The sequence below is a fragment of the Shouchella tritolerans genome (assembly GCF_025770735.1).
GTDB lineage: Bacteria > Bacillota > Bacilli > Bacillales > Bacillaceae_D > Shouchella > Shouchella tritolerans.
In genome coordinates this window covers 812,156-819,739 of the sequence record NZ_JAODPB010000002.1, presented here as the reverse complement: position 1 = coordinate 819,739, position 7,584 = coordinate 812,156, and the positions used below count along the sequence as shown (strand labels likewise).

At 40.2% G+C, this 7,584-nt stretch carries 9 protein-coding genes; 3 read left to right on the top strand and 6 right to left on the bottom strand.

The features are described from left to right. Positions 1-97 (top strand): integrase core domain-containing protein (locus N6H06_RS10465; protein WP_263706383.1); only part of this gene is annotated, 97 nt, incomplete at its 5' end. A gap of 415 nt (positions 98-512) precedes the next feature. Here N6H06_RS10465 and N6H06_RS10460 read toward each other — a convergent pair. Continuing rightward, positions 513-878 carry a hypothetical protein gene (locus N6H06_RS10460; RefSeq protein WP_062746649.1) on the bottom strand — a complete coding sequence of 122 codons (366 nt, stop codon included), beginning with the start codon at positions 876-878 and terminating at the stop codon, positions 513-515. A 92-nt stretch (positions 879-970) separates the two neighbouring features. Beyond that, positions 971-1,714: a Cof-type HAD-IIB family hydrolase gene (locus tag N6H06_RS10455; protein WP_062747866.1), complete on the bottom strand. Its 744-nt coding sequence runs from the start codon at positions 1,712-1,714 to the stop codon at positions 971-973. Positions 1,715-2,026: 312 nt separating this feature from the next. Here N6H06_RS10455 and N6H06_RS10450 point away from each other — a divergent pair, with 312 nt between their 5' ends. Both N6H06_RS10450 and N6H06_RS10445 read left to right on the top strand, forming a co-directional pair. Continuing rightward, positions 2,027-3,577 (top strand): PTS transporter subunit EIIC, encoded by a 1,551-nt coding sequence (locus tag N6H06_RS10450; protein WP_062746651.1) that lies wholly within the window; start codon positions 2,027-2,029, stop codon positions 3,575-3,577. A gap of 22 nt (positions 3,578-3,599) precedes the next feature. Further along, a complete protein-coding gene (locus tag N6H06_RS10445) occupies positions 3,600-4,973 on the top strand; it encodes a class-II fumarase/aspartase family protein (RefSeq protein ID WP_062746652.1) in 1,374 nt (457 codons plus the stop codon). A 77-nt stretch (positions 4,974-5,050) separates the two neighbouring features. On the opposite strand, the gene N6H06_RS10440 is transcribed toward N6H06_RS10445, so the two are convergent. From N6H06_RS10440 to N6H06_RS10425, 4 genes are all read right to left on the bottom strand, one after another. Beyond that, complete coding sequence (locus N6H06_RS10440; protein ID WP_062746654.1) at positions 5,051-5,788, bottom strand: MurR/RpiR family transcriptional regulator; 738 nt, start codon at positions 5,786-5,788, stop codon at positions 5,051-5,053. 242 nt (positions 5,789-6,030) lie between these two features. Further along, a complete protein-coding gene (locus N6H06_RS10435) occupies positions 6,031-6,702 on the bottom strand; it encodes a hypothetical protein (protein ID WP_062746656.1) in 672 nt (223 codons plus the stop codon). 300 nt (positions 6,703-7,002) lie between these two features. Next, positions 7,003-7,140 carry a hypothetical protein gene (locus tag N6H06_RS10430; protein ID WP_193754467.1) on the bottom strand — a complete coding sequence of 46 codons (138 nt, stop codon included), beginning with the start codon at positions 7,138-7,140 and terminating at the stop codon, positions 7,003-7,005. 55 nt (positions 7,141-7,195) lie between these two features. Next, positions 7,196-7,381 (bottom strand): hypothetical protein, encoded by a 186-nt coding sequence (locus N6H06_RS10425; protein ID WP_263706318.1) that lies wholly within the window; start codon positions 7,379-7,381, stop codon positions 7,196-7,198. Positions 7,382-7,584: the final 203 nt, after the last annotated feature.

The following is a 7,584-nucleotide window of genomic DNA, read 5'->3' as shown; positions in this document are numbered from 1 at the left end:
CTATATCGATTGGTACAATACGAAGCGATTGAAACAAAAACTGGCTGGATTAAGTCCAGTACAATACCGAACTCAATCCAGCCAACTAACTGCATAAGTAAAACTCTAACTATTGGGGGTCACTACCCTTCAGCGGGGATGCTTACATAATCCCTTATTCGAATCCTTGTTAATCCAACTCTTACTATCACCATCACCATACATGTATTCCCCAGAACCCACTAGAGTATCTAGGCCTGGGATGACGATTAAAAACTCGAAAACCGTTAGATCATTTACAGGGTGATCGTACGTCATCACATATTCTGAGGCCCGGTTAGCCACTTCCTCTGTGAATCGAAGGTAAAGAATTCCCTATAAACCGTGTTTGTATTAGAAACTGGTCAGCCACCAAATAACAACGCAAAATTTGAAAGTGTTGAAAAACTGGGGGAGGGGGGAACGAAATAGCCCTGCCTAGTGTTGCCCCGACGGTTTAAAGGATAGGTCCACTTGCAGAGCTATGTTAGCATTTAATCTTCTAGTGTTAAATCGTTGTATAAGTCATGTAAGTAGTCAGTTTCAACGTCATTTAGCCATTTTTCTTGATCTTTATTTTTATAAATGAGCTTCAATTCAGTTCCGGGTTTCTCGTCAATAGCACTTACGCCATCTAAAACGGAGAAGAGCCCAAAAAGTGCTTCGTCTATACTTTCTTGGATGATCTGGCTAACCATTTCTTTATCTTTAGAATCTAGGTTATTAAACCATTCAGACTGTGCTACAAGTTTTGCCCTTGGTTTTTTTCCAGGGGGTTTCTCCAACTTTTGAATGAGTCCTGCCCTCGCTTCATCTCGAATATGCGTTTTGACAAAGTAAATAAATGTTTCTTTATCCATGCTAGGCAATTTCCCCGTTAAGTTTAGTCGTCCTCACATGCATATTTTCCTGATATACATAAGCGCCTCGATACACATGCCCTGAATACCCCTCATTCTCCACCAGAGAAAATAAATTTCTCAATTGCTTTTCCAACTCCATCATTATTATTTGTATCGGTAATAGCGTCGGCTACTTGCTGCACTGCTTTTTGGGCATTTCCCATTGCTATACCGATACCAGCAGATTGAATCATTTTTATGTCATTGAGGCTGTCTCCTATTGCCATTACATGTTTCATCGTTATTCCTAACTTTTCACAGACCAATTCAAGTGCTGTAGCTTTATTCACGCCGGTAGGATTGACTTCAACCGTGAAGGCTGTCCGGTTGCTTACTTCTACTCCGTCTATCGATTGCACTTTCTCTGCCATCTTATTTAATACTTCTTCCTCCTTATGGGAGCAGCTAAATTTCAGCCACTGGCATTCGCTGCAATTTTCCGGCAAATCGTTATAATACGCTTCCTTCGTGGAAATCGTCCATGTATTCATTCCCAGTCCTTGTGCAAAGTGATATAAATCAGCCAGCGTGGCTGCATCGAAAAGATGTTGGGTCATAACAGAATGGTCGACTGCGTAAATCTGGCCACCATTGCATGTTATCGAGTGGGAATTTAATTGCAAGTCTTGAATGTAAGTGTGGCAGTGGGGAAAGGGACGTCCCGTGCATAAGACGACAGTGATACCTGCATGATGTGCCTTCCTAATTTGGCTTTTCGTCCAGCTCGTAATCTCTTTGTTATCATTCAATAGCGTACCATCCATATCCAGTGCAATCATTTTTATATCTGTCATACGTTTAACCTCCGTTGGTATTTTCTGTATTTTGGATTTGGGAAAAGGAGAAGGGTGCTTGGTTTCGTATAGTAACACTTTTACCATATCACCTCGGTTCGGATCATGCATTACTTCGAAAATCATTTTTTGGATGACCTAGGTCATTTTCCATTACCTAAATAAGTTAATAGGAAACGGAAGCGCTTCAACTAATTTTTTATGCTGATAGAATAATAGTAGATAAAAAAATCCAAGTATGCATACACTCGTTCATTTGATTTTTTATCCAACACGTAAATCAGATCCTAGATACAAAGGAGGTTTTTAGGAATGAATAAAAGAAAAATCGGTGACTCCATACAGCAATTTGGCAGAACGTTGCTTCTCCCGATTGGGGTATTGGCTCCAATCGGGATGCTTTTGGGGATCAGCGGAGCGCTTACGCAAGACTATATGGTAGATAAAGTTCCTTTTCTCGGCAACGAGGCCGTCAATACCATCTTGGTAAGTATAAAAACAATCAGTAATGTTGTTTTCGATAATATCCCTTTATTGTTTGCGATGGGTGTCGCCTATGGAATGGGTAAAAAGGATAAAGGTATTTCTGTGTTTGCCTCAGTGGCAGGGTATCTGACCTTGATTGTTGCAATGAATGTATGGCTGACCATCACAGGAACGATGGCCGATCCAGATGTGATGACGCAGCAGGGTCAAATCAATATACTTGGCATTCAAACCGTCAATATCAGTGCTGCCGGAGGCATTCTAACCGGTCTGATCGCGGCCTGGGCCACGGAACGGTTCTATAATCTAGAACTCCCGGCTGCACTGGCGTTCTTTTCTGGGAAAAAATCAGTTCCAATCATCACGATTGGATTGATGGCTACCGTTGGGATGTTGCTTCCGTTCGTCTGGACATATTTTGTAGGTTTATTGACAAACTTGTCTACCGTCTTTTTAAGTGTGGTCGGTCCTTTCTTTACAGCGGCTGGCGAACGGTTATTTATCCCGTTTGGGCTTCATCATGTCTGGAATGCATTGTTCCGATTTACGGAAGCTGGCGGGTCCTATGTCATTGATGGGAAAACGTATGTCGGCGTTGTCCCAGCGATTACGGAAATTTTGTTTAATCAGGGGCCGAACAGTGAGTATTGGTCCATGATGCCGAAGCTGTCCCGATTCATGGCTCAGCAGCAAATGCTTGTCGTTCTGTTTTTATTCCCTGCCATTGCGTTTGCTATGTACAAGGCTGCTTACAAAGAAAATAAGGCTTATGTTAAATCGATGTTGGTTACGATGGTGCTCACGGCTCTTCTAGGTAACGTAACAGAACCGCTTGAGTTCACTTTTGTTTTCCTTGCTCCGTTGTTATACATCGTCTACGCATGTATCGTTGGCATCGGTGCTGTATTGCTGTCGCTTGCGGATGTTTCCATTGGATATATTCGGGGGACCATTTTTGATTTTACGATCTTTGGACTCCTTTATGAAAACTCCAGATGGATCTTTTTGGTGTTAATCGGTCTAGGATTAGCTGTCGTCACTTATTTCATTTTTTATTGGGCGATTATCCGGTTTGATATTAAAACACCAGGCAGGGAAGAACTGCAAAACGTTGACAGTACCTTGCTTAAAGAAAAACGCTATGACGAGATTGCAAGTAAGGTAGTAGAAGCGTTGGGAGGAAAAGAAAACATCCTGAACGTGGATAACTGTATTACCAGGCTTCGGATTGATCTAAAAGAAGTTAGGGATATTGACAAAGAGTTATTGAACAGCACGGGGTGCTCCGGATTCTTTTTCCCGACAGCGAAACATATTCATATCGTCTATGGGACGCAGGTAGAATTTATCAAAAATGCAGTCGATGAAAAAGTTTAGAGGCTTATAAAGGAGTGATAGTATGAAAGCGTTGTATGATTCCAAGAGTAAAACAATTGATAATCGAGGTCTGAAAAACCTCTTTACAGAGAAGGAAAAATATAAAACTTGGCTCTTGTTTGAATCGGCATTAGCTGAGGCACAGGCTGAATATGGGCTGATTCCAAAAAAAGCTGCGCAGGAAATTAAAGAGGCCGCTAAACTTGAAAACCTTGATCTCGAAGAAATGGACCGCATTTACAAAGAAATTGGTCATGGCTTTGTCCCTTTCTTAAAAGTTCTCGTCAAAGCATGTCCACCAGATAGCGGAAAATATGTTCACTACGGAATAACAACACAAAATATACAGCAAAGTTCGCAGCTTTATATTTTGAAAAAAGCTCATACGATATTTATGAACCTGATTGGTGAGATTTTAGAAAACTTAAGCATGCTGGCATCGGATAATAAACATACTGTAATGCCCGGTAGAACGCATGGAAGACATGCGATTCCGATCACTTACGGGTATAAAGTGTCCGCCTGGATAAGCGAATTTATCAGTTGTCATCAACGCATGGCCGAAGCGGAAAAAAGAGTTTTTCAAGTGATGATGGGCGGGGCAGTCGGCACTTTCAGTTCGATGCCCGAGATAGGAATAAACGTTCAAAACCGTGTGGCTGCGTTAGTTGGTATGTATCCGATGACTGTACCATCTAGAAATATAAACACGCATAAATTGGAATACATGTCGAATTTAGCTCTATTGGCAAATTGCTGTCATAAAATTGCCGAGGAAGTATACAGTACAACTTTGGAAGAAATCGCTGAAGTATCCGAAGGGTTCAGTAAAGGAACTGTTGGCAGCAGTACCATGCCCCATAAAATCAATCCAAAACTTGCCAAGGGGATTATCGCAAATGCCCAGAAACTCTATTCCCTTCCTGGTACAGGAATGTATTCAGCTGCACGTCCATATGAAGGGGACAGTAGTTCTTATATGCTGTTTGAAGGATTGTTGGAAGAGTCGATGGAATTGATGACAGAAATTTTGATACGGTGTGAAGAATTGACCCGTACACTGACCGTGCATAAAGAGAGAATGCTCCATAACGCCAAGCGCAACAAAGGCCTTGATAATAGTGAATACGTGATGATGAAGCTAGCAGAGAAATTAGGCAAAGATCAGGCCCATTCTCTCATGTATGAGATTGCTATGAAGACAGCTGCGGAAGGGCAGGAATTCTATGAGAACTTAAGAGAAAACGAACAAATCCGGGCAAATTTCACAGATAAAGAAATAAAGCATATGATTGAACCTGGAAACTATATCGGCTTAGCAGCTGATTTAGCGGAAAAAGAGGCGAAGAGGGCAAAAGAAACCGCAGAAGAAATCCGTAAAAACTACAGCAATTAATCAACGACAAAATAGCGTTCTTCTTTCATGGAAGAGCGTTATTTTTGTCGTTTTACTATCACCACTGCCTACACGATTTAAAGGTTGGCCAATTGATCAACCAACAAGTCAATTGTAAGGAAAAAACCAGTTCTTGAAATGGTGTCATTTTTGCTTGTGTTGGTTTTGTCGGTATAACAAAATAGGTTGTTCGTCGTATACCGGGTCAATTCATTTGTTTTGAATGAAGTAATACTGATCATCTCGGCTTTTTTTAGATGAATTTTTTTGGCAGTATCAATGATTTTTTTCGTACCCCCTGATAAGGAAATAAAGATGACGATATCATCTTCGGCCACAAAATCCGTAAACACTTCCGATAAATTGTAATCCTTTATAAAGATGCATTGAATGCCAATTGTCAATAAGAGATGTTCCAAATAATAACCGACAGCTTTGCTTGTCCCTCTTGCCATAATAAATACATTTTTCGCAGCTTTAATTTTGGCAGCTGTTTTCTGCAGCTGATCTTCCGTGACAAGGGAGAATGTTTTATCAATAGACTGTTTTAAACGCTCTCGATACAGGACCGTACTGGTTTCCTGTGCAGACATTTTTTCAAGGATTTTCTGGCTGATATAATACTTCATTTCTCGGAAACCGGAAAAATCTAATTTCTGCGCCAAATTGATGATGACTGTTTTTGAAACAAACGTTGCCTCTGCCAAATCATTAATTTTAATGTGGGGAATTTGATCTTGATTTTCCATGATGTAGCTCAGGACTCTCTTTTCACTTACGGTCAGTTCTTCATAGTTCTTCAAAATATCAAACATATTCTCTCCATCCAATCAAATTTCTAAAAGCAAAACATATTGTAAATATAGTACACCGAATGGGACCATTTTAACAGAGCCCTTGTATCTATGTGTTTTTGGAGGAGAGTGTTACAATGTTTTGCTGTCAAGCTTGTTTGCTGATCGCCAACTACTGTGATCTTGTGAATGTCTGAATGATGGTCGGGAAGATGCTCCACAAAGGTTTTTTGCTTGAAAAAAGAGCCTTAAAAGGCTCTAAATTAAAAGTCAATTTGGACGTCTATATCATCGCCAACGCTCTCAAAATTTTCATCATGTGGGGCATCAACCAGAACTCTCACCCACTCGATCTCAGTAGGATCAGAACTTTCGAGCATATAACGGACGCTTCCTGATTTATTAACAGATCCAACGAATTCACCGCCAATATGGTCACTAGACAAGAAATCTGGTTCTAATTGTTCTCCCGTACTAGTGGTGATGGTTGCTTGGCCTATATAAAAGTTGATAGTTTCTTCAGATGAATTTAACACTTCCACGTCAATTTGAATAACTCCAGTTGGTTCAAAATCATAGTAATCAGCAAGATCTGCTGGCCACTCAACAACTTCGGCTACAGTTACTTGAGGGAAGTCCAGAGAAATAGAGGCAGTTTCAATTGTTTCGGATGTATCATTTCGGGCTAATAATTTCAAACTACCATCTTCGTTCGTATCTCCTACTTGGTATTCCCACTCTCCGTCAGTTTCCTCTTCCTCATTTTCTTCTGATTCGCTTTCATCACTAGCAGAACCTTTCTCTGCATGTTCAGTTGTTTCTTGCTCTGTGTCGTTGTTTTTGTCGGATGCATTCGTGTCTTCACTGCCTCCGCAAGCGGAGAGGGTGATGGCGCTTACTAAACCGAGTGTGACGAGTAGGTAATTTTTCTTCATTTCTTTCCCCTTTTTCATTATGTAAATTTTGTTACGAACCTAGTATAAAGGAAATGTGACATCAGTTGTACCTATTCAACGAAAAAAGACGACATTTTTAAAAGAAAGTCACTAATGTCGTGTATTTTATGTAATTTATAGGGATTTTTATGTTTGAATATGGGACTATACTATCTTTTATGGGTAATCCATATTACCTAGTTAGGTGCATTGGGAAATTTACTTATTGGTTACACAAGCAGTTTAAGCTGTGGAAAGGGGACAAAGGGGATGGGTAGGCGGCAAGAGCCGCCTGTAAGTTTATTCTCCATTAAATGCGTTTGTGATTTCGTCGATTTCTTTTTCGATCTCGAAAAAGATGGATTCGGTTATGGCTTCTAACTCTTTACGTCTAGGATCGTCTTCTTTTATCCGGCCAAAAACGAAAAAATTGTTCATGATCACACCTCCTCCTCCAATAGGATAGTGTGTGACGTAAGGGAACTGTCAACTGTCACGCCAACTTTTGTAGCTTAGTATCCAAATGGAAGAAAGCAGTTATTTTTTTTTCTAACTGTTCGATTCGCTGCTCTAAACTTTTGATTTTTCCATCTTGTGTTTTGGCATAAGTAAAGGCAATAGCAGATACAGCAAATGCACCGACTGTTATAACTGGAGCAACAGCAGAAAAAATATCCATAAAATCACCTCTTTTTTCGACATCGTAACTGAGTAGATTAATCTAATGACAAAAAGGCACAAAGTTAGTAACAAAAGAAAGGGAATACGTTCCTACAGCAGGTTCTATTCCATCCTTGTCACCAGAAAATGTATTTAATAAATGATCGTCCATATTAGAGATATTTTAATTGTAAAGGTTGATCTAGGCAGTGTCTATGAACT

Excerpts from the sequence above, each read along its gene's own strand:
- N6H06_RS10460 (WP_062746649.1), bottom strand. The coding sequence starts at position 878 with ATGGATAAAGAAACATTTATTTACTTTGTCAAAACGCATATTCGAGAT.
- N6H06_RS10455 (WP_062747866.1), bottom strand. The coding sequence starts at position 1,714 with ATGACAGATATAAAAATGATTGCACTGGATATGGATGGTACGCTATTG.
- N6H06_RS10450 (WP_062746651.1), top strand. The coding sequence starts at position 2,027 with ATGAATAAAAGAAAAATCGGTGACTCCATACAGCAATTTGGCAGAACG.
- N6H06_RS10445 (WP_062746652.1), top strand. The coding sequence starts at position 3,600 with ATGAAAGCGTTGTATGATTCCAAGAGTAAAACAATTGATAATCGAGGT.
- N6H06_RS10440 (WP_062746654.1), bottom strand. The coding sequence starts at position 5,788 with ATGTTTGATATTTTGAAGAACTATGAAGAACTGACCGTAAGTGAAAAG.
- N6H06_RS10435 (WP_062746656.1), bottom strand. The coding sequence starts at position 6,702 with ATGAAGAAAAATTACCTACTCGTCACACTCGGTTTAGTAAGCGCCATC.
- N6H06_RS10430 (WP_193754467.1), bottom strand. The coding sequence starts at position 7,140 with ATGAACAATTTTTTCGTTTTTGGCCGGATAAAAGAAGACGATCCTAGA.
- N6H06_RS10425 (WP_263706318.1), bottom strand. The coding sequence starts at position 7,381 with ATGGATATTTTTTCTGCTGTTGCTCCAGTTATAACAGTCGGTGCATTT.